Source organism: Trinickia dinghuensis (assembly GCF_003367175.1).
Lineage (GTDB): Bacteria > Pseudomonadota > Gammaproteobacteria > Burkholderiales > Burkholderiaceae > Trinickia > Trinickia dinghuensis.
In genome coordinates this window covers 1-23,573 of record NZ_QRGA01000001.1, presented here as the reverse complement: position 1 = coordinate 23,573, position 23,573 = coordinate 1, and the positions used below count along the sequence as shown (strand labels likewise).

Here is a 23,573-nt window from a genome sequence, read left to right as displayed (position 1 = left end):
GCCTCGTCGGCTCGCGACGACGTTCACGTCACCCTCCGATGGCACCGCGCCCCGAACCATGAAAGAGAGCGTTCCTGAGCAGTATCCCGACTGGAGCCTGTTGGCGAGCTGGGTGGCCGTCGTCGAGGCCGGCTCGATCTCCGACGCGGCCGATCGGCTTGCGATATCGCAGGCCGGAGTCTCTCAGCGCATCAAGGCGCTCGAGACGCTGCTGGATACGACCTTGCTCGATCGAACAACGCGCCCGGCTCGGCCCACGGCGGCGGGTCAACGTTTGTTCGAGCATGCAACGGTGCTGCTCACGGGCGCCGACGAAATGGTCGAGAGCGTGCGCAACGTCACGCGGGCGAAGCGCGTGGTAGTGCGGCTCGGATGCGTCGATTCGTTCGCGGCGACGATCGGCCCGATCATCATCAAGGCGCTGTCCGGCACGTCCCATCAGATTCGCTTGTGGTCGGGCATCACGCCTACGCTCGACGCCCAGCTCGAGGCACGCCAGCTCGATATGGCGGTGACGACCAACGGCTTTTCTCAAGTCCCCGGCATCCGCCGGCAGAAGCTGTTTTCTGAGCAGTACTTCGTCGTGCTGCCGGCGGGCTTCGAGGTGGACCGATTTTCGACGCTGGCCGATCTGAGCCGAAATTTGCAGTTCATCCGCTACAGTGCGCGGTCGGTGATCGGGCAGCACGTCGATGCCTATCTTGCCTCGAATTCGGAAAACATCGAGCGCACCTGCGAGTTCGATGCGACCGACCCGATGCTCAGCCTCGTTGCCGCGGGCCTCGGCTTCGCGGTGACGACGCCGCTATGCCTATGGCAATCGAGGCATTACGTGCCCGATGTTCGCGTCGTTCCGCTGTCGTCGTTTTCCCGGCACGGGCGCCCTTATCAACGGCTCAGCCGTTCGTTCTATTTGGCCTTCCGCGAAAACGAGTTGGGCCACCTGCCTGCCGATATGTACGAGATGCTGCGGCAGTCGTTCGAGCGCCAGGTCTCGCGCGATATCGCGAAGGCGCTTTCGTTGAAGCAGGAAGAGATCAGCCTGCCTGATGAAGAGTAGGCAGGCGTAGGGCTGGGCCGGCTTTCGGCCGCCGACTCGACACGACTCCACGAGCGTTTCGGCCGGTGGCCTTTCGCGGGCCGGCTCAAGGCGTCTAATGACGCGGCCGATTCACGTTCATGCGCCATACGCGTCCCGTCGCGTTATCGATGACGCCGTGAAAGACGCCGAGCACTTCGTCGATCGAAATCGTCGCGGCGACGCGATGCTCTATCCATAGACCATGAACCAGCGCCATCGCTTGAATGGCGTGGATGGTCGCCATCGTCCGGTCGCAGCCGGCTTGACGCAAGTCATAGATGAAGTTCGAGCGCAGGCGGCGGGAAAACGCCGCGCATAGGCGCTGCACTTCTTCGTCGTGGGCCGACGAACTCCACATGTGCGGCCAGACATTGGCCGCGCCCGGGCTCATGACTTCATCGCTGAAGCACATGTCCGCCGTGAACTTCATGCGCTCGACCGGATCGGCGATGCCGCGCCGGCCTGCCGTCAATTGATCGCGGACTCGCCGAATCAAATAGACGAACGTCTTGTAGACGAGGTTGCTCTTGTTCTCGAAGTGATGGTGAACGAGCCCGACCGATACGCCCGCATGCTCGCTGACCTTGCGGATCGTGAGGTTCTCGAGCCCGACCTGACCCACCACCGCGAGCGTCGAATCGATGAGCCGAAGGCGCATGCCTTCGTAGTGGCCCGTGTCGTCTTTTCTTGCGTCGGTCGCGGTTGGCGCCGCCGCGCTCGCTTGCTGCATGTGCGTTCCTTCGTCGTGTAGGCCGCGCCGGCGCGAACGCTGCTGGGCGCGCGGCACGAGGATGGCAAGCATGGTACATCGGAATGGAAGATGACTGATCGATTGTTCAGTGATCGATATCGCCTGGTGGCCGAGGATGATCGACCTCATATTGAACGGATGTTTAATTTCACCTGAGCGACGTTGATTGCGGGTTTACCCGCATTTTTTCTAAAAAATGCGTTGGATTCGGGAAAATACGGGGGATCTTTCCTGCTTCGCCCTGCCGAGTTTGGCGATATAGTTCGTCGGAGGCGCGATTGTGCTGAACGATTGTTCAGTTGATGCGTAAGAAATATAGCCAAAAAGTCTGAATGCGACGACGAACTTGGTACGGAGCGCCGGGTTTTAGGAGTTTTGACTGAACATCCGATCAGTTCATAACAGCAGCCGATCCTCAGCATAAGTCGGGTTTAAGCAAGCAGCCCTTCTTATTGCAGCCACTAACCTGCAAACGCAGCTTTTACATCGGGTCCATCGGGCGCGGAGCCTTATCTGATAAGGGAAAACCCGATCTCTGAGGCCCGGCCTGTTCGGGATGTCGTCCGAAAGTTCTTCCTAAAGGAGTTAGCGTGATGTCAGGTCCACAATTTCCGTTGCCGGCCAACGAGCCGGAAGTCCATTTCGGCAAGGGAACGGCAGCGGCGGCCGAGTTGAGCCAAGCGCTCGCGGCCCGCGAGGTGGTCGAGATTCCGACGGTCATTGGCGGGAAGCGATATTTTTCGAACGACGTGGTCGAGGTGCGCGCGCCGCACGACACGCAACGCCTGCTCGCTCGGATCCACCGTCCCACGCAAGCGCAAGTCGATGAAGCGATCGCGAGTTCCAAGGCCGTCGCACGCGATTGGGCCAGCCTGACGCACGCGAGCCGCGCGACGATTCTGCATCGCGCCGCCGATATCGTGGGCACGCGTTTGCGCATGAAGATCAACGCGGCCACGATGCTGGGCCAGAGCAAGACGATCGAGGAAGCCGAGCCCGACAGCGCCTGCGAACTGATGGACTTCCTGCGCTTCAACGCCTACAACGCGCAGCGTGTGTACGCCGAGCAGCCGATGTCCGTGCCGACGGCCGTCAACCGTGCCGATTGGCGTCCGCTCGAAGGCTTCGTCTATGCAGTGTCGCCATTCAATTTCACGGCGATCGGCACGAACTTGACGACGGCGCCCGCGATCATGGGCAACACGGTGCTTTGGAAGCCGTCGGAAAAATCGGCGCTCGCCAACTACATCTTCTTCGAAGCGCTTGAAGAGGCAGGCTTGCCGCCCGGCGTCATCAACTTCGTGCCCGGCGAGGCCGAGATGACGACGCGCGCGGTGATGTCGTCGCGCGACCTCGCGGGCATCCATTTCACGGGTTCGTCGGCCGTCTTCCAATCGCTTTGGAAAGAGGTGGCCTCCAAGGTCGAAAGCTTCCGGACGATTCCGCGCCTGGTCGGCGAGACGGGCGGCAAGGACTTCGTCCTCGCGCATCCGTCGGCCAACGCGTCGGAAGTGGCCATCGCGCTGATCCGCGGCGCGTTCGGCTACCAGGGGCAAAAGTGCAGCGCGGCATCGCGCGCTTACATTCCTAACAGCCTGTGGGGCGAGGTGAGCACGCAACTGCGCGATCGGCTGGCCGTGCTGAAGGTGGGCGACGTGGCCGATCCCGATACGTTCATGGGTGCGGTCATCTCGCAGGCTTCGCATCAGAAGCTGTCGCGCGCGATCGAGGCCGCGAAGGACGATGCGGGCGTCACGGTGATCTCGGGCGGCCGGACCTGGTCGGAGCCGGGCTGGTTCGTCGAGCCGACGGTCCTGCAAGTGAGCGATCCGAAACATGCGCTCATGACGGAAGAGCTGTTCGGCCCGGTTCTGTCGGTGTTCGTCTACGACGACAACGCCTGGGACGAGACGCTCACGCTGATCGATGCGACGAGCCCCTACGCGCTCACGGGCTCGATCTTCTGCACGGACCGCTTCGCGCTGCACCGAGCCGAAAGCGTGCTCATCAACGCGGCGGGCAACCTCTACCTGAACGACAAGCCGACGGGCGCGATGATCGGCCAGCAGCCGTTCGGCGGCGGCCGCGCGAGCGGCACCAACGACAAGGCCGGTTCGTACCTGAACCTGCTGCGCTGGGCTTCGCCGCGCGTGGTGAAGGAAACGTATCTGCCCACGCGCGAATGGCGCTTCGGCGCTTAAAGAGTGGAATCACGGGCCCGCTGCGCAGGTGCACGGGCCCTGCTGACGGAACTGCGGGATTGGCTTCTCCTGGGGAATTGCGATGTCGACCATTGTTTCTTTCAAAAACGTACAGAAAACCTACGACGGCGAAAACCTCGTGGTCAAGAACTTGAACCTCGAGATTCGCGAGGGAGAGTTTTTGACGATGCTCGGGCCGTCGGGGTCGGGCAAGACGACATGCCTGATGATGCTGGCGGGGTTCGAGACGGCCACGCACGGCGAAATCCTTCTGCAGAGCAAGCCGATCAATCGCATTCCGCCGGAGCGCCGCAACATCGGCATGGTGTTCCAGAACTACGCGTTGTTCCCGCATAAGTCGGTGGCCGAAAACCTGGCGTTTCCGCTGCGCGTGCGCAAGATGGCGAAGGACGAGATCGCTCGAAAGGTGAAGCGTGCGCTGAGCATGGTGAACATGGACAAGTTCGCCAATCGGATGCCGGGCCAGCTTTCCGGCGGCCAGCAGCAGCGCGTCGCGGTGGCGCGTGCACTCGTGTTCGAGCCGGCGCTGGTGCTGATGGACGAACCGCTCGGCGCGCTCGACAAACAACTGCGCGAGCAGATGCAGTACGAAATCAAGCAGATTCACGAACAGAGCGGGCTGACCGTCGTGTATGTCACGCACGATCAGAGCGAGGCGATGACGATGTCGGATCGGATCGCCGTGTTCAACAACGGCGTGATCCAGCAGCTCGCTTCTCCCTCCGAACTCTACGAGAAACCCGAGAACGCGTTCGTCGCGCGCTTCATCGGCGAGAGCAACGAATTGAAGGGCACGATTTCGTCTATCGATGGCGCTGCGCGCTGCAAGGTTAAGCTCGACGGCGGGCATGACATCAGCGCGAGCGCGGGCCCCTCGATTCGCGAGATGGGGCTTGCCAGCGTATCGCTGCGGCCCGAGCGCATCGTCGTGGGTGAGGCAGCGCGCGCATGCGACAACGTATTCAACGGCGGTGTGAAGGACCTGATCTATTACGGCGATCACCTGCGCGTCGTCATGCAGGTTTGCGGGCGTAACGATTTCATCGTGAAGCTGCCGAACGACGGCGCAGCGCGCCAATTGCGTATCGGCGATTCGGTGAACGTCGGCTGGATGGCCGATGCGTGCCGAGCCTTGCAATAGCCGCACACGAGGACGTCATGATGATTTTGCCAACCGATGTTGCGGTACCGCAGGGCGATGCCGACCAGGCTGCCGTGGTGGATTCGAAGAGTCTCAAGGCGAGACTGCGCGGCGCGGAGCGCGCCGAGCGCTTCAAGGCGATGCTGCTGGTGTTTCCGCTGTTCGCTTTCCTGCTCGTCGTTTTCTTGGTTCCGATCGGCAGCCTGCTGATGAAGAGCTTCCGCGATCCGACGCTGTCGGAGCGCGTGCCGCATGCGGCTGCACTGTTGCGCGAGTGGAACCCCGCGGCCGGCAAGGTGCCGGGCGATCAAGTCTACGAGGCGCTGGGCCGGGACCTGCTTGCGATCAAAGGGACCAACGGGATTAGCGAGGTGGCCTCGCGCTTGAACTACGACGACGTGGGCATGCGCAGCTTGCTGATGAAGACGGCGCGCCGGCTCGGAGAAGGCGGTGACGGAACGTGGCACCAGCGCTTCTCCGCAGTCGACCCGCGATGGGATGAACTCCAGCCGTGGTCGACGCTGAAGTACGCGTCTTCGCCCTGGACGCTCGGCTATTACCTCAAGGCGTTCGACTTCGCGCGCAACGATCATGGGCAGATCGTGAGGCAGCCGGAAGATCAGCGCCTTTATGTCGGCGTCTTCTTGCGGACCGCATGGGTCAGCATCGCGGTCAGCGCGTTGTGCCTGCTGTTCGGCTATCCCGTGGCGTACTTTCTCGCCAACATTCCGGCGCGCTACAGCAACCTGTTCATGATTCTCGTGCTGCTGCCGTTCTGGACTTCGATTCTCGTGCGCACGACGGCATGGGTGGTCGTGCTTCAAACCCATGGCGTCCTGAACGACATGCTGATCAGGCTCGGATTGACGAATCATGCTTTGTCGCTGATCTATAACCGGTTCGGCGTGCTCGTGGCGATGACGCACATTCTGCTGCCGTACGCGATCTTGTCGCTCTACAGCGTGATGAAGGGCGTGCCGAATCTGTACGTCAAAGCGGCGCGCTCGCTAGGGGCGGGACCTGTGCGCTCCTTCTTCGAAGCCTATTTCCCGCAGACGCTTCCCGGCGTCGGTGCCGCGGGCATGCTGACCTTCATTCTGGCGGTGGGGTACTACATCACGCCGGCCATCGTGGGCGGTCCGGATGATCAATTGGCGAGCTACTACATCGCCTACCACGTCAATACGACGCTCAATTGGGGCTTGGCCAGCGCGCTCGCCTCGATCCTTCTCGCCGGCGTGCTGATCGTCTATGGGCTGTTCGTGAAACTGACCGGTGGCGCCGGCGTGAAACTGGGGTAAGGCAATGTTCAACTTTCCGGCGTATGTGACGGTGTGGGGCCGTGTTGGCAGGCTCTCTCATTTGGCGATTTCGCTTCTGGTTCTGCTGTTTTTGGTGTCACCGGTCTTGGTGGTGATGCCGCTGTCGTTCAACTCGCAGCCCTATTTTACGTACCCGCTGGCGGGCTTCAGCCTGCGCTGGTACGAGCGGTTCCTGAACAGTCCGGAGTGGATGCTGGCGTTGAAGAACACGATGATTACCGGCGTGTCCGCAACCTTCATCGCGTCAGTGCTGGGCATCATGGCGTCGCTGGGCCTGACGAGCCCGCGCATGAAGGGCAAGGCGCTGATCACGGGGGTGCTCGTCTCGCCGATGATCGTGCCGGTCATCATCACCGCGGTGGGGGTGTATTTCGCGTTCAGCCCGCTGGGGCTCGTGAACAATTTGTTCGGCCTGATCCTCGCCCATGCGGCACTGGGCGTGCCGTTCGTCGTCGTCACGGTCACCGCCACGCTGGCCGGCTTCAACGAGAACCTTTCGCGCGCCGGCCGCAGCCTTGGCGCGTCGCCGTTGCGCGTGTTTCTGCAGGTCAAGCTGCCGATCATCGCGCCGGGCGTCATTTCGGGCGCGTTGTTCGCATTTGCCACGTCCTTCGACGAAATCGTCGTCGCGCTGTTCTTGACGGGACCCGATCAGATGACGATTCCGCGCCAGATGTGGGCCGGTATTCGCGAACAGCTGAGCCCGACGATTCTGGCCGTCGCCTCGTTGCTCGTCGTCATCTCGACGCTGCTGCTCGTCACGCTCGAACTTCTGCGCCGCCGAACCGAACGGCTGCGGGGCGCCGTCGAGGCGTTCTGAGCCTTCCGAGCTCATCGAACTCAATCGAATTTTTCTCCGTCTAGAGTCTTTAGGTCCTTACGTCCTTACACTGGGTCACCTCATCATGTTGTCGGAAATCCAAGCCACGCAGACCGCTTCGCCAGACCTTGCCGCATTGCGCCAACGCATCCACGATGCCACGGCCCGGCCCGAGCAGGAGGTCATCCTGGAGTTGATGGAACAAGCGCGGATGGATCCGCCGACGCTCGCGAAAGCCCAGGCGCTGGCCGCGCAGCTCGCGCAGGGCGTGCGCGACGCGCGCATCGATGCCGGCGGCGTCGATCTGCTCACGCAGGAGTTCTCGCTCGACAGCCGTGAAGGGATCGCCTTGATGTGCCTTGCTGAAGCGATGCTGCGCATCCCCGACACCGAAACGCGCAATCAGCTCATTCGCGACAAGATCGTCGACGCCGATTGGCGTGCCCACCTCGGCAAATCGCCTTCGTTGTTCGTCAACGCGACGGCTTGGGGGCTACTCGTCACCGGTAAGCTGCTCAAGCAGCCCGACGAGAACGCGCTGGCCGAGGCGCTCTCGCGTGTCGTCAGGAAAGGCGGGGAAGCCGTCGTGCGCGCCGGTGTCGCCTACGCGATGCGGATGCTCGGCAAGCAGTTCGTCACGGGGCAGACGATCGAGGAGGCGATCGGGGTTGCAAAGGGCCGCGAAGCGACGGGCTACCGCTACTCGTACGACATGCTCGGCGAAGCCGCGCTGACGGACGAGGACGCGCAAGCGTATTTCGAATCGTATCGGCACGCCATCGAGGCGATCGGCAAGGATGCCCAGGCGCGTGGCCCGATCGACGGCCCGGGCGTATCCGTCAAGATATCCGGCCTGCATCCGCGCTATGAACTGATGCAGCGCGACCGGGTGCTCGTCGAACTCTACCCGCGGCTGCTCGAGCTCGCGCGGTTGGCGAAGCACTATGGCATCGGGTTCCACCTCGATCAGGAAGAGTCGGCTCGGTTCGACCTCACGCTCGAAATGCTTGAACGGCTCAGCCGCGAGCCGAGCCTTGCGGGCTGGAATGGGATCGGCATTTCGCTGCAGTCGTATCAGAAGCGCGGCCGTGCGGTGGCCGACTGGATCATCGCGCTCGCTCGTGCGACAGGGCGGCGCTTCAATATCCGCCTCGTGAAGGGCGCGTACTGGGATACGGAAATCAAGCTGGCGCAGGATGCGGGTGCCGCCGGCTATCCGGTGTTCACGCGCAAGGTCCATTCGGACGTCAGCTATATCGCCTGTGCGAAGGTATTGCTCGCCGCGCCGGATGCGATCTTTCCGCAGTTTGCGACGCACAATGCTTTTTCGATTGCGGCGGTTCATACGTTGGCGGGCGGCCAGGAATACGAGTTTCAATGCCTGCATGGCATGGGGGAAACGGTTTACGACCAAGTCGTCGGACCGTCGAAGCTTAAACGCGCCTGCCGGATCTATGCGCCTGTCGGCCCGCACGCGACGCTGCTCGCCTACCTCGTGCGGCGTCTGCTCGAAAACGGCGCGAATTCCTCTTTCGTGAATCAAATCGTCGATCCGGCCGTCAGCATCGCCGACATTGTCGAAGATCCGGTGGCCCGGGCGGCTCGCACGGGCGGCAAGCCGCATGGCGGCATCGTTACACCGGGTGCGGTGCTTCCCGGGCGCGTCAATGCAAAGGCCCTCAGCTATGGCAACGCGCGCGAATTCCAGGACGCGGTTGCGAGCTTGCGCGCGACGCGGCCGGCCGCGCAATCGATCGTTGCGAGCGGAAACCCGCGCGCCGCGGATGCGACCCGGCTTGTGTACGGCGCGGGCGATACGACCGATGTCATCGGCAGCGTCTCGGATAGCGAGCCGAGTGCGGTGCCCGAGGTGCTGGCCGCGGCTTCGTTCGCTGCAAGCGCCTGGTCGCGCACGCCGGCTCTCGAGCGCGCAGCGACGCTCGAACGCGCAACCGATGCAATCCAGAGTGCAAGCGCGCGAATCGGGGCGCTGTTGGTGCTGGAAAACGGCATGACGCTTGCCGAAGCGGCCGAAGAGGTGCGTAGCGCGATCAACGTATGCCGGCTGTACGCTTATCAGATCAAGACCGACACCCGGCTCGACACGACGGAACCGCTCGGCGTGGTGGTGGGACTCTCGCCGGTGTCTTCGCCGATGTTCGCGCTCGTCGAACAGATTTCGTCTTCGCTCGCGGCAGGCAATGCGGTGATCGCGAAGCCGTCGACCGGCGCGTCGCTGGTGGCCGGCGAGGTCGTCGGCGCGTTCCATCGCAGCGGCGTACCGATTGGCGCGCTGCAACTCGTGCTCGGTGCCGGCGAGACCGTGGGGCGCACGCTCGTATCGGATGAGCGAGTCGCGGCGGTGCTGTTCGCCGGTTCGGTCGAAAGCGCGCAAGCCGTCTCGACGGAGCTTGCGGCGTTGGCACGGCCGCCGCGCTTGCTAGGTGCGGTGGGCGGCGTGAATGCCATGGTCGTCGATAGCTCCGCGTTGCCCGAGCAGGTCATTTCCGATGCGATCACCTCGGCTTTCAAGCGCGCGGGCCAAGGCGCAGCTTCGTTGCGCTTGCTATGCCTGCAGGATTCGACCGCCGACAAGGTACTTCGCATGCTCAAGGGCATGCTCAGCGAACGCGTGACGGGCAGCCCTTTGAGCGTCGCTTCGGACATCGGGCCGGTCGCGACGCGAAGTGTCCGCGATCGCGTCGAGGCGTATATCGGGCAACTGCAGCGCAAAGGGTTCGAGGTCACGCGCGGGACGTTGCCGGCGCACTGCGCGAAGGGCCATTTCGTGGCGCCAACGATCGTGGACCTTGGGGCTCTGGACTCGCTCGCGGCGTTCGACGGCACCGTCGTCGGGCCGGTGCTGCATGTCGTGCGGTTCAAGACGGGCGACATGGACTCGCTGCTGGCCCGCCTCAACGATCTCGGCTGCGCGGTCCTGGGGTTGCATACGCGCATCAACGAGGCGGCCGGCAAACTGCTGTCGCGCTCGACGGCGAACGCGGTGTGCGTCAACCGCGCGATGCACAGTCCTTTCCCTGGCATGCAGCCTTTCGGCGGCATCGGGCTTTGCGGTGCCGTGCCGATGTCGGGCGGTCCGCTCACGCTGTTCGCGCTGACGCGCACCATCGCGCCGTCGTTCAATGCGTCGAATGGTCCGTTTGCTTCGACTCCGGGTGTCGTGAGCGAGAAGTTCTACGAATTTCCCGTCGAATCGGCGGACGGTAAATCGTTCAGCCGCCGCGACGCCATGACTCGCGCGCGCGAGGCGGCGCGCCGCAACATCGATGCGCTGTACGACCTGGCGATGACTCTCCATGCCGACCATTCATTCAAGGTCGAAATCGCGAACCACCGGCAACGCCTAACGACGCTGATCGAGCGTCTCGATCCGATCAGCTTGCCCGCGCTGACGGGCGAGGAAAACACGGTGGAGCTGCTGCCGCGCGGGCGCGTGTTGTGCGCGGGAGAAAGCGCGGTCGATGTCGTTGTCCAAGCGATGGCTGCTTGCGCGTTCGGCAACGAGGTGATCTTGGTCGAGACGCAGTTCGCCAAGGACATTGCCGGCAAGCTTGGAAAGTCATGCCGCATCGCACGCTCTGCCGATGCGGCGGACATCATTCGCGGCGAGGATGTCCAAGCCCGTCCCGATGCGGTGATGGTCACGCGAAAGCAAAACGGCACGTCGAATCTGCGCGCGACCGCGATGCAGTCCAAGCTCTGCTGTATCGAGGAAACCGTGAACGGCGGCTATGACTGGCCGCAACTGGTGCGGGAGCGCATCACGACGGTGAACGCGAGCGCGGCGGGCGGCAACACGCAGTTGATGGTGCTGAGCGAGGACGCGCTCTAATTCACGCACAACATGGCGAGCGCCGGATAGAGCGCAGCGCCGCCGCCGTGCCGTGCGCGATGCAACGGGCGGCGGTCAAAAACAAGACGCAATGCGCGGGACGGGGACACAATGTTTCGAACCATCAAGATCAAGATCCTGGGGGTGACGGTAGGCGTCGTGCTCGCCTCGCTCGTTGCAACGACGTTGTTGTCCTATGTGCTGACCAAGGCATACAACGCTCGAGCGATGCAGCAGAACCTTGCCACGCTCGAAGCAGGGCACGTCGCCAGTATCGGCGAGTGGGTCGCGAGCCGCCAACGGATGATCGCCTCGCTCAAGACCGCGGCGCTCGAACCGTCGCCGCTCGCCGAGTTCCGGCAAATCGCCCGAGCCGGCGATTTCTCGAACGTGTATGCCGGCTACGCGGACAAGTCGATGCAGCAGTTGGACAGCACCGGCTTCCCGACCGGCTACGATCCGACGAATAGCCCTTGGTACAAGGCCGCCAAGGCGAAGGGCAAGCCGACCGTGACGGCGCCGTACTTGGATCCGCAGACGAAGCAGGTCGTCGTGTCGTTCCCGGTGCCGATCTCTCATTTCGGCGAATTGGCCGGCGTCGTCTCGGGCAACGTGCCGATGAAGGCGATCGTCGAAACGGTACGCACGATCAAACCGACGCCTTCGAGCTTCGCCTTTCTCGTCGACGGGAACGGCACGATCGTCGCGCATCCCGATGCCGCGTGGATGCTGAAGCCCGCGGCCCAGCTTTCGGAGCGGTTGACCGCCGACAATTTGCGGGCATTCGCGGCGACGGAAGAACTCAATGACGTCGATATCGGCGGCCGCCATTTCCTGCTGCGTGAAGCGAAAGTACCCGGCACAGACTGGGTGCTCGTCATTGCGCTCGACAAGGGCGAAGCCAATGCGGGACTCAAGGCGCTCGTGGTGTGGTCCCTCGGTACGGCGGCTGTCGTTGCCGTCCTCGCGCTCATTCTCGTCGGTGCCGTCGTCGGTCGTGCGCTGACCCGGCTATCGCGCGTGCAGCGTGCGATGCAGGCCATCGCCTCGGGCAGCGGCGACTTGACGCGCCGGCTCGACGAAGGCGGCGCGGACGAAGTGACGGCCATTTCCGCATCGTTCAACGTGTTCGTGAACAAGATCCACACCGTGCTGCTCAAGGTGCGCGACGTCAGCGACAAAGTCGATGCTGCCGCTGCCGAGATCGCGGCGGGCAACGCCGAACTGTCGGCACGCACCGAACAGACAGCCGCGAATCTTCAGCAGGCGGCCGCGGCGATGGAAGAGATCGACGTAACCGGGAAGAACGCGGCGGGGTCGGTCGGCAATGCCACTGCACAGGCCCGCGACGTAGCGCAAGCAGCGGCGCAGGGCCATGACAAGGCCAGCGCGGCCACGGAAACCATGGCGCGTGTGGAAGAGGCGTCGACCCAGGTCGGCAGCATTACGTCGATGATCGAAGGCATCGCCTTTCAAACCAACATCCTTGCCTTGAACGCGGCCGTCGAAGCAGCACGGGCCGGCGAGCAGGGCCGAGGTTTCGCGGTTGTGGCGGCGGAGGTGAGAACGCTCGCCCAGCGCAGCGCGAACGCCGCGAAGGAGATCAAGACGCTCGTCGAATCCACCGTGGGCCGAGTGCAGCAGGGCAGCCAGCTCGTCAGAGAATCCGGGGAGTCGATGCATACGACGGTTCAAGCCATCGGCGGCGTGGCGACACTCATGGAAGACGTCGCCCGCGCGACGACCGAGCAATCCCGCGGTATCGACGAAGTCTCCCGCTCGGTAGGGCAACTCGATGAAATGACGCAGCGAAACGCTTCACTCGTGGAGGAGGCCGCCGCCGCTTCGATGGCGCTGCGGGAGCAGGCGGCGACGCTGTCGAGGGAGCTGTCCGCATTCATCCTCTGAAGTCGATGGCGCTTTAACAAGCCTTGCGGGTCGAACGTTAGAGCGCTTCTTTTCCCCGCTTCATTCCCCCTTGCGGGAGCTTAACCGCTTCGGCAAGGGTTTTTTTATGGGCGTCCCTTAGCTTTAACCAGCATGCCCAGCTTCGCAACGTCATGAAAAAGCCGGGTAGTCTTGCGACTCCCGGCTTCGATCCGTCCTTCAGGCTGCTAGTCGGTACGGTTGCTTACTTCTGTCCGAGCCAAACCGCGAACTTCTGATTCAGATCGTCGGAATGGTCGGCCCAGAAGGCGACGTTGACGTCGACGGCGTCCTTCTGATTTTGCGGTGCGGTCGGAAGGTAAGGACCGACCTTCGGATCGACTTCCGGAATCGACGACTGGCGCATCGGGCCCAGTGCCGTGGCGGACGAGAGCTTCGCGAGCGCATCGGTCGAAGTCGCGAAGTTGACGAAATCCTGCGCGGCCTTCAGGTTCTTCGTGCCCTTGACGATGGCATAACCTTCGATGTTCTTCACTTCGCCATCCCACAGGAAGCCGAACGGCTTCTTATCCTGCATCACCGCGGTATAAATGCGGTTGGGATAGGCGCTCGTCATCGTCACTTCGCCGTCGGCGAGCAGTTGTGGCGGCTGGGCGCCGGCCTCCCACCAGACGATCGACGACTTGATCGTGTCGAGCTTCTTGAACGCACGATCTACGCCGGCCGGCGTGGAGAGCACCTTGTAGACATCGCCAGCCGGGACGCCGTCGGCAAGCAGCGCCCACTCGAGCGCGCCCTCGGGCGACTTGCGAAGGCCACGTTTCCCAGGGAATTTTTTGAGGTCGAAGAAATCGCCGATCTTGGTCGGCTCTTTGCCTTTGAACGCGCTCTTGTTGTAGGTGATCATCGTCGACCAGGAGACGTTGCCGACCATGCAATCGGAGAGCCCGCCCGGCAAGAAGTCGGACTTGGCTGCCGCGCCCTTCGAGGATGCGGGCAGGGAGGCGGCGTTGATCGGCTCGAGCAGCCCCTCGTCGCATGCGCGCGTCGCATCGGCGAGCTGCATGTCGACCACGTCCCATGTGACGTTGTGCGTCTCGACCTGGCTGCGAATCTGAGCAATGCCGCCGTTGTACGTGTCGATCTTGATCTGATCGCCGGACTTCGCGCTGAACGGACGCACGGCCGTCGTGTCCTGGGCGTCTTGGTACGAGCCGCCCCAAGATGCAAAAACCAGATCGGTTGCCATGGCGGGGACGGCTACCATCCCCATGGCGACCAGCGCTATCGCCTTCAAAGAGCTACTCATTTAAACCTCACCAAGAAATGCGTAAATGTCTCCACGCTTATGACGAGCGGTAAAGCGCTTTCGAGCGAGACCCGGGGACGGCGATCGAGATCGATTGCGTCCGATCATTCCGTGTCCAACTCATCGAAAAGCGATTTCCGCGCTTCGCCGTGCCCCACCTGAATTGCCACACGGCTAATGTAAGTGTCGGCACGCCAATTTCATTGGGTGGATATATTGCGATTGGTGATGCAATGCATTAGCGATGTGGCCTGCCTTCGAACGAGGCTCGGACCGCGCCGGATCGAAGCGATGCCATAGGCGTCTCAGCCTCTTCCGATCACATGCCGAACCTGGGGCCTTCGCCCGGCGCTCATCGCTTCCCGCGCAGCGCCCGATTGGCGCTCAAAGCCATCAACAAGGCCGAGCCAGCGTTGAACACGAACAATCCGCTCGGCCCGATGACGGTCATCAGCAGCGATGCGATGGCGGGGCCGGTGAGGCCGCCGATCGAGAACAGCAGAAGCAGGGTGGCGGAAACGGCCACGCGCAGATGCGGTTCGGTGCGGTCGTTGACGTGCGAGACGATCAGGCTGTATTGCGTGAAAGTGACTGCCACATACGCGAGCATACCGACCCAGACGATGGCCGACACATGAAACACAGCCAACGTGAGGCTGATGCTCATGGAGATAGACGCGGTCGCACGAACGAGCTTGCGCCGATCGATGCGGTCGGACAGCCGGCCCATCGGCCACTGCGGGATGAGGGCACCGATCAGCGCCACACCCATGAACGTCGAAAGATCAGACGTCGAGAACCCCGTGCGCGAGAGGAACACCGGTGTCATCGAGTAGAACGTGCTGTAGAGAAACCCGGCCAGGATGCAGCCGGGGATCGCGAGCGGCGACGCGTGCGCCATCGAACGCAGGGAGTCTCGCCAGCTATGGGCGGGCAGGCGGTCGAGGCTCTCGTCCTTCACCCGCACCGGCCATCCTTCGAAGAGCGACACCGGCATGACGGCGGCGGCGAATAGCGCGGCGACGAGCGAGAACAAGCGGCCATCCGCGGTATCGCCGAGCCGAAGCAAAAATTGTCCGGAGCCGACCGCGAGATAGTTGATCGCGGCGTACAGCCCGAACACCTGGCCGCGGTTTTCATTGCGCGAGGTACCGTTGAGCCAGCTTTCGATCGACGTGTACAAGCCGACGAAGGCGAAGCCCGTCAAGAACCGGATCGCGGCCCACGCAGGAGGCGATGCGAAGACGTTGAAGGCAGAGGCCAGAATCGCGGCGGCGGCGGCGAAGGCGACGAAGGTCCGGTGCTGGCCGATTCGGTCGATGAGGCGGCGGTTGAATACGGCACCGGCCAGGTAGCCGCCGTAATAGCAGGACTGCACGAGCCCCACGACGACGGTCGGCGCGCCGGTGTGCAGCATCCTCAAGGGGATCAACGTTTGGAACAACCCGTTGCCCGCGATGAGCAGCGCATAGCTGAACAGCAGGCCGGCGAGGGATTGATAGCCGCCGAACGGTTGAGCCGCGGGTGCGGGCGCTGGAACTGCGGCGACAGGGGGCGTTCGCCGGCCGAGGAGCTTCGCTTCGGACAGCGGACCGGTGCGCACCGGGTCGGCACGTGCCGTTTTATGTTCGCCTACATCGGGCGACGAAACGGTTTTCTCTCGAAACTCTGACATGCCGCTTTATTGAGCACACGCATCGCTGCGATGCGGTTCGTTTCTCGGAATGTTCGATCGTCAGCAGATTCCTCCCGGAAACGCGCGGGCAGGTGTTGGATAACGTTTGCTTATAAAGATCGTAAGCGGCCGTGATGGTGTGGTTGGTTCTCGTGGGCGGTCGATATGGTTGTCGCCGGCGTGAGATTCGCTGTCGGGCGCTCGCGCATTGGATGTAATGGATGTTCAAGAACCCAAGCAGCCGAATTCACCCTATGAAGCCTGTGGCGCGGCAGTCGCTAGGACGAGTACTGAGGAACGCATCTTGAGCGATACCGGTTTTCATTTTCAGCGGGGCAACATCCCGCTTCTCATCTCGATTCCTCACCTCGGTACGGAAATTCCTTCGGACGTTCGCACGCAGCTGACCGATATCGCCGGTGTGGTTGCCGACACCGATTGGCATCTCGATCGCCTGTACGGGTTTGCCGCTGCGATGGGCGCATCCGTGCTGGGGGCGCGCTTCTCGCGCTACGTGATCGATCTCAATCGCCCGTCGAGCGGCGAGAGCCTCTATCCGGGCCAGACGACGACGGGGTTGTGTCCCACGGAGACGTTCCGCGGCGAGCCGCTGTATCCGGACGGCGGCGCGCCCGATTCGAGCGAAGTGGAACGTCGCTTGAACGCGTATTGGCATCCGTACCACGCGAAGCTTCGGCAGGAGTTGGATCGCTTGAAAGCGGAGTTCGGCAACGTGCTGCTCTGGGAAGCACATTCGATCGCCAGTGTTTTGCCTCGGCTGTTCGAAGGCAAGTTGCCCGATCTGAACATAGGCACGAACTCGGGTTCAAGCTGCGATCCACGTGTGCTCGACGCGATCACTGCGTCGTTGAGCGATCAGCCGTTCACTTGGGTGGCGAACGGACGATTCAAGGGCGGCCACATTACACGAGCCTATGGTCAGCCTGAGCAAGGCGTGCATGCGGTTCAACTCGAGATGTGCCAGTCGACCTACATGAACGAGACGGCACCGTTCGAGTACCGGCCGGATCTTGCGGAGAAAGTCGAACCGGTGGTCGAGGGCATGGTGTCGGCGGCGCTGCGGACGCTACGATTCGCTTCATAGCGGTTGCGGTGGCTTCTTCAAGCCGGCCTTCTTCGGTGAGGAAGTTGTCGAAGCGGACCTCCGATGTGCTTGTTTTCCATGTTGTGACTTCTTCGATTGCTTTTCTTCAGCAAGCTGCATTCAACACGGCCGGTTGGCGTCAATCCAGGCTTGCGTGGCGTTCATCGTCAACCGGTACCGTGCGCAGTTGAATACCTCTAGCTTCTTCAACTCGTCGAGCAGTATCGCTTCGAAGCCCGGGGCGCGGCCCTCGGACAGCCCCAATTCCGCCACAGCGGCCTGCGCGGATTTTCCGTCACGAACAACCAGGCCAATGGCCTCGGTCAAATGCTCCCGGTATCTCAGTCTCAGCGGATTCGGGGCACCCATCGATTCCATCACGACGACGTACTTCTTGATCGAGCGCCGATAGGTCCATGCGAACAGGTCCACCGCGCGCGATACGTCCAGGAATTCGCGCCGGTAGGTCACCGGATCGCGCGCAGCCAGGGGCATGTCGAGTTTGCGGCCGAGTTCCATGGCGGCGGATGACCACGCTGGAGACAGGCCGGCGGAAGGCTCGGTGGATCCAATGGAGGTAGTCTTTGCAACCAGCCGATAGCGGGTTGCTCGCGCTTGACCGCTACGCGCGAGTTGGCCGCTGGCGCACAGCAACTCCAGATAGCGCCGGACAGTGGCTGGGCTGCTTTGAGTCGCGTGGACGATGTCGGTGGAAGTCACCTCGAACTGTCCGGCTTGGGCTAAGTGCCGGACAACGGTGATAGCCAGAGCAGCGCTCGATACCGCACTGATCTTGAATGCGATCGAAGAAGGAAGCTTCATTTGCTTGAGATTCGCGTTGCAGAAAAATCGCAAGCTGATGAGCAGGGGCACGCCAGACTGCAGGAGAAGGTACTACATCGGTTGTCGGCAAGTCGTGGCGGGAATTGAGATCCAGCGAATCTAATCAAAAAAAAGCGGGCGTTGCGCCCGCGTACGAATCAAACCGATTCAAAACGACATCACGACGACTTCAAATCGATTTCGCGAATTCCGGTACGGCTTCGAACAAATCCGCGACGAGTCCGTAATCGGCGACGCCGAAGATCGGCGCTTCCGCATCCTTGTTGATCGCGACGATGATTTTCGAATCCTTCATGCCGGCCAGATGCTGAATGGCCCCCGAGATACCCACTGCGACATAGAGTTCGGGTGCGACGATCTTCCCGGTTTGGCCGACCTGCAAATCGTTGGGCGCATAGCCCGAATCCACTGCCGCGCGCGATGCGCCGATGGCCGCGCCGAGCTTTTCGGCGAGCGGATCGAGCAGCGCGAAGTTTTCGGCGCTGCCGAGGCCGCGGCCGCCCGAAACGACGACGCGTGCACCCGTCAGATCGGGGCGATCGTTCGCAGCGATTTCGCGGCGCACGAAGGTCGAGAGACCCGTGTCCGCGACGGCCGGCACGTCGACGATTTCGGCATTGCCGCCTTCGGCACGCGCGGCTTCGAACGCGGTAGTCCGGATCGTAGCGACCTTCACGGGATCGGGCGATTGCACGGTGGCGATGGCGTTGCCCGCGTAGATCGGACGCTGGAATGTATCGGCCGAATCGATCGCAATGACGTCGGAGATCTGCGACGCATCGAGCTTGGCCGCAACACGCGGCGCCGTGTTTTTGCCCGCAGCCGTCGCGGGGAAGAAGATATGCGAGTAGTCCTTGGCAAGGGCGAGCACCTGCGCGGCGAGATTCTCGGCGAGCCCATGCGCAAGGTGCGGCGCGTCGACGAGAATCACTTTGTCCACGCCTTCAATGGTTTTCGCCGCATCGGCGATGGCTCGGGCCCCGCTGCCGGCGACGAGCACGTGCACGCCGTTACCCACCTTTCGTGCGGCAGAAACGGTATTGAGCGTCGAGCTCTTCAGTTGAGCATCGTATTCCGCGATTACGAGGGTAGGCATTCAGATCACCTTGGCTTCAGTTTTCAGTTTCTCGACGAGCGCGGCGACATCCGGAACCATGACGCCCGCTTTGCGAGCCGGCGGTTCGGCGACCTTGAGCGTCTTCAGGCGCGGAGTGGGATCGACACCGAGGTCCGCGGGTTTGACGATGTCGATCGGCTTCTTCTTCGCTTTCATGATGTTCGGCAGCGTGACGTAGCGCGGCTCGTTCAAGCGAAGATCGGTCGTGACGATCGCGGGCAAGCGTAGGGAAACGACTTCCATGCCGCCGTCCACTTCGCGCGTGATCGTTGCGCGGCCGTCGGCGATGTCGATGTGGCTGGCGAACGTGGCTTGCGGCCAGTCGAGCAGGGCAGCCAGAAGTTGACCGGTTTGCCCCGCGTCGTCGTCGATCGCCTGCTTGCCGAGGATGACGAGCTGCGGCTGCTCGCGCTCGACGACCGCCTTGAGCAGTTTCGCCACGGCAAGCGATTGCAATTCGACGTCGGTTTCGACAAGCACGCCGCGATCGGCGCCGATCGCAAGCGCCGTGCGCAGCGTTTCCTGGCTTTGCGCTACGCCGCAGGAGACGGCCACGACTTCCGTGGCCACGCCGGCTTCCTTCAGACGCGTGGCCGCTTCCGTCGCGATTTCGTCGAACGGGTTCATCGACATCTTGACGTTGCCGATGTCGACGCCGCTGTGATCGGATTTGACGCGGACTTTCACGTTGTAATCGACAACGCGCTTGACTGCCGTAAGCACCTTCATTGCTTGCTCCTCAGTGTTTCAATCGGTTGTGCCGGCCGCGGCGGACTGGATGGTGACGATGATCGGAGGCTTGGCTCCGCGGCTGTTCGGCTCCAGGCGAAGCGGCCGGTCGACGCTGTGCACGACCATGAACTGTCCCGCCTCGACGGTGCCTGCACCGGCACCGGATGCGCCCGGTTCGCCGTAGCTGTAGCGGAGCTCGCTATCGAGGGCGACTACGATGGCCGCGCATCCCGGCGGGACGATCGTCGCGACGACGATCGCATCCACTGTCACCCGATAACGGCCCGCCGCGCTCATGACGTTCAGCGCGGTCACGGGGCCATCGACGAGGCTCGCGTCCCATTCGATGCCGCCGTCATATTCGACGGCTTCGAAGGGTTCGAGCGCGACGACGGCGCTGGACCTCGGCTCCGCGGCGCGCAGCGTCACGCCACGGCCGCGCAGAACGAAAGAAACGCGCGTGATGCCTTCGAAGCGGGAGTAGGGGCCATCACGCTCTACCTGAGCAACGCTGACTCGCCACGCCTTTCCGTTCGTCGCCAAGGTTCTCGTGATGCCGCCGCCGTTTCGCCACGGCTCGGCGGGCACCGACGAGAGGGGGCGGATATCGATGGCGGACATCGTCGGCTCCTCAGGACACCGCGCCCAGGCCGTATTTGCCCGTCAACAATTCGCCCGTCGAGAAGCGTTCGATCGAGTACGGCTTGAGCGACACGTCGGTCGGCAAACCGAGTGCTTCTTGAGCGAGCACGCGGCCGACCGTCGGCGAGAGCTTGAAGCCGTGGCCGGAGAAGCCGTAGCCCACAACCAGGCCTTCGATGCCGGGCAGCTTGCCCAGTACCGGGTTCCAGTCGGGCGTCACGTCGTAGACGCCGGTCCACGACGATGCGATCCCAGCCGTTTCATAGGCCGTGAAGCGTTCGGCCACCTGAGCGCCGACTTCGACCACGTAATCCATCGGAATGTCGCCTTGCTCGGTGTCGGCCGCGTTGAGCTTTTCGCCGACCACGCCTTCGCTGACGAGCATCTGATTGCCGCCGTAGCTGCGGTAATAGAGCATGCCGGGCGAAGCCAGATCCTTGAAGACAGGCATCGAGTACGTGTACTTCGCCGCTTCGCATTCGAGCGCGAGGACCGCGTGGCGCTCGGGCATGATCGGCAGAGTGTGGCCGGTCCAGCCTGCCAGCTCAGGCGTCCAGATGTTCTGCGTGCTGATGACCATCGACGTGGCGAAATCGCCGATGCTCGTCGATACGCCCACGACCTTGTTGTTCTCGAACAGAATCTTGTTGACGGTGGCGTTTTCGCGAATCGTCACGCCGCCGCGGCGAGCGGCTCGCGCGAAGCTCGTCGCCACCAAGTAAGCATCGGCGAAGCCGGCTTCGGGCTCGTAGCCGATGAGGGCCGCGTCGTCGAATTGCGCGATCGGCAGCAATTCCTTGGCTTGCTTCCGGTCGAGCAGTTCGAGGGGAATGCCTTGCTCTTTCTGTTGCGCGAGCGCCGATCGCAACGGCTCGAGCTTGTCGCCCTCGCCAGAGACGATCATATAGCCGCATTTCACGAGGCCGCAGGAGGCTTCTTCGTCGCCGAGATAGGCTGCGAAGTCGTTGAACACCTCCCACGATTTGCGGGCGAGCTCGACGTTCTCCTTGACGGAGTAATGCGTCCGCAAGATGCCCGACGACTGCGAGGTCGTTCCGGCCCCGATCGTTCCGCGGTCGAGGACGAGCACGTTCTTCGCGCCCAGTTTGGACAGCTGGAAAGCCACCGAGCTGCCGATGACACCCGCGCCGATCACTACAACGTCATAAGTATTCACAGTTCCATTCCCTTTTCTCAGCAAGGTATGGGCGCAGTGTGGGGCGGGAAAATCCGGGACGCGAAAATATAAGAGGAGACGATTATTAGCAAAAGCGCGATCGACGTACCCGTCTCCGATTCCCGTCCGGCGGGAGCCGGAAGCGGGCCGGCGATGCGCTCGGCGGCCTTATTTGTGTTCCGCCCGCTGCGGTTCGTCGTGGCCGAGCCGGCGGATTCGCCCGGTGAACAGCACGACGGCGGCGACCACCGGGATGATCAGGAAGCCTTCGAAAATGTCCGGATCCAGCGATAGATGGGCGGCGTGGAGCGCGCGCAGCGCCGCGCCGGACAGGTTCAGGACGTAGTAGGAGATGGCGGCTACCGAAAGGCCTTCAACCGCATGCTGCATTCGAAGCTGCGTCCGCGCGGTGCGGTTCATGCCTTCAAGCAGGGCGGTCGTATGTTCTTCCTGTGCCAGGTTGACCCGAGTCCGCAATAGATCGACCGCCCGTGCAACGCGCGTCGCCGATTGTTGATGGCGAGTCCAGACCGAGCCGCAAGTTTGCATGGCGGGCAAAAGCCGGCGCTGCATGAATTCCGCGATCGTGGGAAAGCCCTCGATGCGCTCCTCCCGCAGCTCGGCAATGCGGGCGAGGACGAGCTTCTCGTACGCGGCGGATGCGCTGAAGCGTGTTTCCAGCCCGGCGCTCGCTTCGATTTGTCCGGCGAGCCGCGTGAGTTCGCGCAGCAGATAGGCGTCGTCGTGATCTTCTCCCGGCTGCTCCATGCGCCGCATGAACACGGAGAGCGACGCATCGAGCTTGCCGAGAAACCCGCTATGACGGCGTGCATCGGGCAGGGCGAGCAGGGCCATCATGCGGTAGGTCTCGATCTCGAACAGGCGCTGGATGAGACGGCCCGCCTGTGCTTCCCGGAATCCCAGATCGAGCACGAGGAAGCGCGAGAAGTGGTCTTCGTGCACGAGCCAGTCACAGTAGACTTCCCCGCCCGCGAGCACCTTGGTGCCAACCAGCACCGGCCCGGGCAATAGCGCTTGAACCTGCTTGCGGGTTTGCTCGGCGTCCCCGCCGCAGCGCAGTTCGGCGTGAACGGCGACGAGAACGCTTTCCTTGAGTTGCGCGAGCCAGGAATCGGGCAGATCCCTCATGGCCGCACCGCGGAACAGCTCCTCCTGAGGGCCCGCAGCGCCGGTATCGACGAACGTGAACGTCGAGAATTCCGTGTGCTTTTCCCACTTGATTTGCCAGTCGCCCTTCTGCGCCGTGTAGTGATTGTGCTGCGGCGCCGGCGCCGGCAGCCCCATGGCCGCGGTCAATGTCGCCAGCAGGCGGGCGTGAATCTCTTCGTCGCGCTCGGAGTAGATGGCGAGATGGCTCAGGGTCGCGGGGCCGTCGATCCGAAGAAAGGGGCGAGCGTGCAGTTCTTTCGAGAGCGGTTCTCTGAGCGGATGATTCAGCGACGAAAACATGGAGAAGATATTGGAAGCAGGGCGCGCCAGTGTAGCGCGGCAATATGGCAATTGGGGCTGCGAGTCGGGCGCCGGCTTTCGACGCTCGCTTTTGAATCCCGGGAAATTGAATCCGGGATTCAAGGTTGTGCCGAAAAAAGCCAACTCGTCGTTGTGTGCAGCATAAGGCCCGTTTATGTCGGACGGTATCATGGTGCCGCTGCCCTACGATGGCGGTACCGGTAGCGTACTGTGTCGCACCGCCGGATCATTCGAACGACGAGCCGACGAAATCGGCTTACCCAGCCAGGACGCCTTACCGCCATGAACATGCAGAGCCTCATCGAGCAATACGGTCCTCGAGAATCGATGGAATACGACGTCGTGATCGTCGGCGGCGGTCCCGCCGGTTTGTCCGCGGCCATTAGGCTCAAGCAGCTCGCGCAG

At 62.7% G+C, this 23,573-nt stretch carries 18 protein-coding genes; 9 read left to right on the top strand and 9 right to left on the bottom strand.

What is annotated here, in order from left to right; all coding sequences use genetic code 11:
• Positions 1–58 precede the first annotated feature (58 nt).
• On the top strand, positions 59–1,060 hold the full coding sequence (locus DWV00_RS00095) for a LysR family transcriptional regulator (RefSeq protein ID WP_115531519.1): 1,002 nt from the start codon (positions 59–61) through the stop codon (positions 1,058–1,060).
• A 94-nt stretch (positions 1,061–1,154) separates the two neighbouring features.
• On the opposite strand, the gene betI is transcribed toward DWV00_RS00095, so the two are convergent.
• Positions 1,155–1,883, bottom strand: a complete 729-nt coding sequence (betI, locus tag DWV00_RS00090; RefSeq protein WP_245964656.1) for a transcriptional regulator BetI — start codon at positions 1,881–1,883, stop codon at positions 1,155–1,157.
• A gap of 542 nt (positions 1,884–2,425) precedes the next feature.
• On the opposite strand from betI, the gene pruA reads away from it, so the two are divergent.
• The 6 genes from pruA (at position 2,426) to DWV00_RS00060 (ending at position 13,098) form a co-directional block, all read left to right on the top strand.
• On the top strand, positions 2,426–4,033 hold the full coding sequence (gene pruA / locus DWV00_RS00085) for an L-glutamate gamma-semialdehyde dehydrogenase (RefSeq protein WP_425452688.1): 1,608 nt from the start codon (positions 2,426–2,428) through the stop codon (positions 4,031–4,033).
• Between the two features lie 82 nt (positions 4,034–4,115).
• Positions 4,116–5,195, top strand: a complete 1,080-nt coding sequence (locus DWV00_RS00080) for an ABC transporter ATP-binding protein (RefSeq protein WP_115531517.1) — start codon at positions 4,116–4,118, stop codon at positions 5,193–5,195.
• Between the two features lie 17 nt (positions 5,196–5,212).
• On the top strand, positions 5,213–6,496 hold the full coding sequence (locus DWV00_RS00075) for an ABC transporter permease (protein WP_245964655.1): 1,284 nt from the start codon (positions 5,213–5,215) through the stop codon (positions 6,494–6,496).
• Between the two features lie 4 nt (positions 6,497–6,500).
• Positions 6,501–7,337 carry an ABC transporter permease gene (locus tag DWV00_RS00070; protein ID WP_115531516.1) on the top strand — a complete coding sequence of 279 codons (837 nt, stop codon included), beginning with the start codon at positions 6,501–6,503 and terminating at the stop codon, positions 7,335–7,337.
• Positions 7,338–7,422: 85 nt separating this feature from the next.
• Positions 7,423–11,190, top strand: a complete 3,768-nt coding sequence (gene putA, locus DWV00_RS00065) for a bifunctional proline dehydrogenase/L-glutamate gamma-semialdehyde dehydrogenase PutA (RefSeq protein WP_115531515.1) — start codon at positions 7,423–7,425, stop codon at positions 11,188–11,190.
• Between the two features lie 111 nt (positions 11,191–11,301).
• Positions 11,302–13,098, top strand: a complete 1,797-nt coding sequence (locus tag DWV00_RS00060) for a methyl-accepting chemotaxis protein (protein ID WP_115531514.1) — start codon at positions 11,302–11,304, stop codon at positions 13,096–13,098.
• Between the two features lie 223 nt (positions 13,099–13,321).
• Here DWV00_RS00060 and DWV00_RS00055 read toward each other — a convergent pair whose 3' ends face one another.
• Together DWV00_RS00055 and DWV00_RS00050 are read right to left on the bottom strand one after the other, a co-directional pair.
• Entirely contained in the window at positions 13,322–14,386 is a 1,065-nt protein-coding gene (locus DWV00_RS00055) for an ABC transporter substrate-binding protein (protein WP_115531513.1), read from the bottom strand.
• A 352-nt stretch (positions 14,387–14,738) separates the two neighbouring features.
• Positions 14,739–16,061 carry an MFS transporter gene (locus tag DWV00_RS00050; protein WP_115531512.1) on the bottom strand — a complete coding sequence of 441 codons (1,323 nt, stop codon included), beginning with the start codon at positions 16,059–16,061 and terminating at the stop codon, positions 14,739–14,741.
• 304 nt (positions 16,062–16,365) lie between these two features.
• Here DWV00_RS00050 and hutG point away from each other — a divergent pair, with 304 nt between their 5' ends.
• Positions 16,366–17,166, top strand: coding sequence for an N-formylglutamate deformylase (gene hutG, locus DWV00_RS00045; protein WP_115531511.1), 801 nt, complete (start codon positions 16,366–16,368; stop codon positions 17,164–17,166).
• 120 nt (positions 17,167–17,286) lie between these two features.
• Here the strand turns inward: hutG and DWV00_RS33850 are convergent, their stop codons facing one another.
• The 6 genes from DWV00_RS33850 to DWV00_RS00010 form a co-directional block, all read right to left on the bottom strand.
• A complete protein-coding gene (locus tag DWV00_RS33850) occupies positions 17,287–18,039 on the bottom strand; it encodes a Fic family protein (RefSeq protein ID WP_181885295.1) in 753 nt (250 codons plus the stop codon).
• A 139-nt stretch (positions 18,040–18,178) separates the two neighbouring features.
• Positions 18,179–19,105, bottom strand: coding sequence for an electron transfer flavoprotein subunit alpha/FixB family protein (locus tag DWV00_RS00030; RefSeq protein WP_115531510.1), 927 nt, complete (start codon positions 19,103–19,105; stop codon positions 18,179–18,181).
• A complete protein-coding gene (locus DWV00_RS00025) occupies positions 19,106–19,855 on the bottom strand; it encodes an electron transfer flavoprotein subunit beta/FixA family protein (protein WP_115531509.1) in 750 nt (249 codons plus the stop codon).
• Positions 19,856–19,873: 18 nt separating this feature from the next.
• Positions 19,874–20,479: a HutD/Ves family protein gene (locus DWV00_RS00020; protein ID WP_115531508.1), complete on the bottom strand. Its 606-nt coding sequence runs from the start codon at positions 20,477–20,479 to the stop codon at positions 19,874–19,876.
• Positions 20,480–20,489: 10 nt separating this feature from the next.
• Positions 20,490–21,677 carry an NAD(P)/FAD-dependent oxidoreductase gene (locus tag DWV00_RS00015; RefSeq protein ID WP_115531507.1) on the bottom strand — a complete coding sequence of 396 codons (1,188 nt, stop codon included), beginning with the start codon at positions 21,675–21,677 and terminating at the stop codon, positions 20,490–20,492.
• Positions 21,678–21,845: 168 nt separating this feature from the next.
• Entirely contained in the window at positions 21,846–23,147 is a 1,302-nt protein-coding gene (locus tag DWV00_RS00010; protein ID WP_115531506.1) for a DUF3422 family protein, read from the bottom strand.
• A 303-nt stretch (positions 23,148–23,450) separates the two neighbouring features.
• On the opposite strand from DWV00_RS00010, the gene DWV00_RS00005 reads away from it, so the two are divergent.
• A partial coding sequence (locus DWV00_RS00005) for an FAD-binding protein (RefSeq protein WP_115532173.1) occupies positions 23,451–23,573 on the top strand: 123 nt, incomplete at its 3' end.

Excerpts from the sequence above, each read along its gene's own strand:
- DWV00_RS00095 (WP_115531519.1), top strand. The coding sequence starts at position 59 with ATGAAAGAGAGCGTTCCTGAGCAGTATCCCGACTGGAGCCTGTTGGCG.
- betI (WP_245964656.1), bottom strand. The coding sequence starts at position 1,883 with ATGCTTGCCATCCTCGTGCCGCGCGCCCAGCAGCGTTCGCGCCGGCGC.
- pruA (WP_425452688.1), top strand. The coding sequence starts at position 2,426 with ATGTCAGGTCCACAATTTCCGTTGCCGGCCAACGAGCCGGAAGTCCAT.
- DWV00_RS00080 (WP_115531517.1), top strand. The coding sequence starts at position 4,116 with ATGTCGACCATTGTTTCTTTCAAAAACGTACAGAAAACCTACGACGGC.
- DWV00_RS00075 (WP_245964655.1), top strand. The coding sequence starts at position 5,213 with ATGATGATTTTGCCAACCGATGTTGCGGTACCGCAGGGCGATGCCGAC.
- DWV00_RS00070 (WP_115531516.1), top strand. The coding sequence starts at position 6,501 with ATGTTCAACTTTCCGGCGTATGTGACGGTGTGGGGCCGTGTTGGCAGG.
- putA (WP_115531515.1), top strand. The coding sequence starts at position 7,423 with ATGTTGTCGGAAATCCAAGCCACGCAGACCGCTTCGCCAGACCTTGCC.
- DWV00_RS00060 (WP_115531514.1), top strand. The coding sequence starts at position 11,302 with ATGTTTCGAACCATCAAGATCAAGATCCTGGGGGTGACGGTAGGCGTC.
- DWV00_RS00055 (WP_115531513.1), bottom strand. The coding sequence starts at position 14,386 with ATGAGTAGCTCTTTGAAGGCGATAGCGCTGGTCGCCATGGGGATGGTA.
- DWV00_RS00050 (WP_115531512.1), bottom strand. The coding sequence starts at position 16,061 with ATGTCAGAGTTTCGAGAGAAAACCGTTTCGTCGCCCGATGTAGGCGAA.
- DWV00_RS00030 (WP_115531510.1), bottom strand. The coding sequence starts at position 19,105 with ATGCCTACCCTCGTAATCGCGGAATACGATGCTCAACTGAAGAGCTCG.
- DWV00_RS00025 (WP_115531509.1), bottom strand. The coding sequence starts at position 19,855 with ATGAAGGTGCTTACGGCAGTCAAGCGCGTTGTCGATTACAACGTGAAA.
- DWV00_RS00020 (WP_115531508.1), bottom strand. The coding sequence starts at position 20,479 with ATGTCCGCCATCGATATCCGCCCCCTCTCGTCGGTGCCCGCCGAGCCG.
- DWV00_RS00010 (WP_115531506.1), bottom strand. The coding sequence starts at position 23,147 with ATGTTTTCGTCGCTGAATCATCCGCTCAGAGAACCGCTCTCGAAAGAA.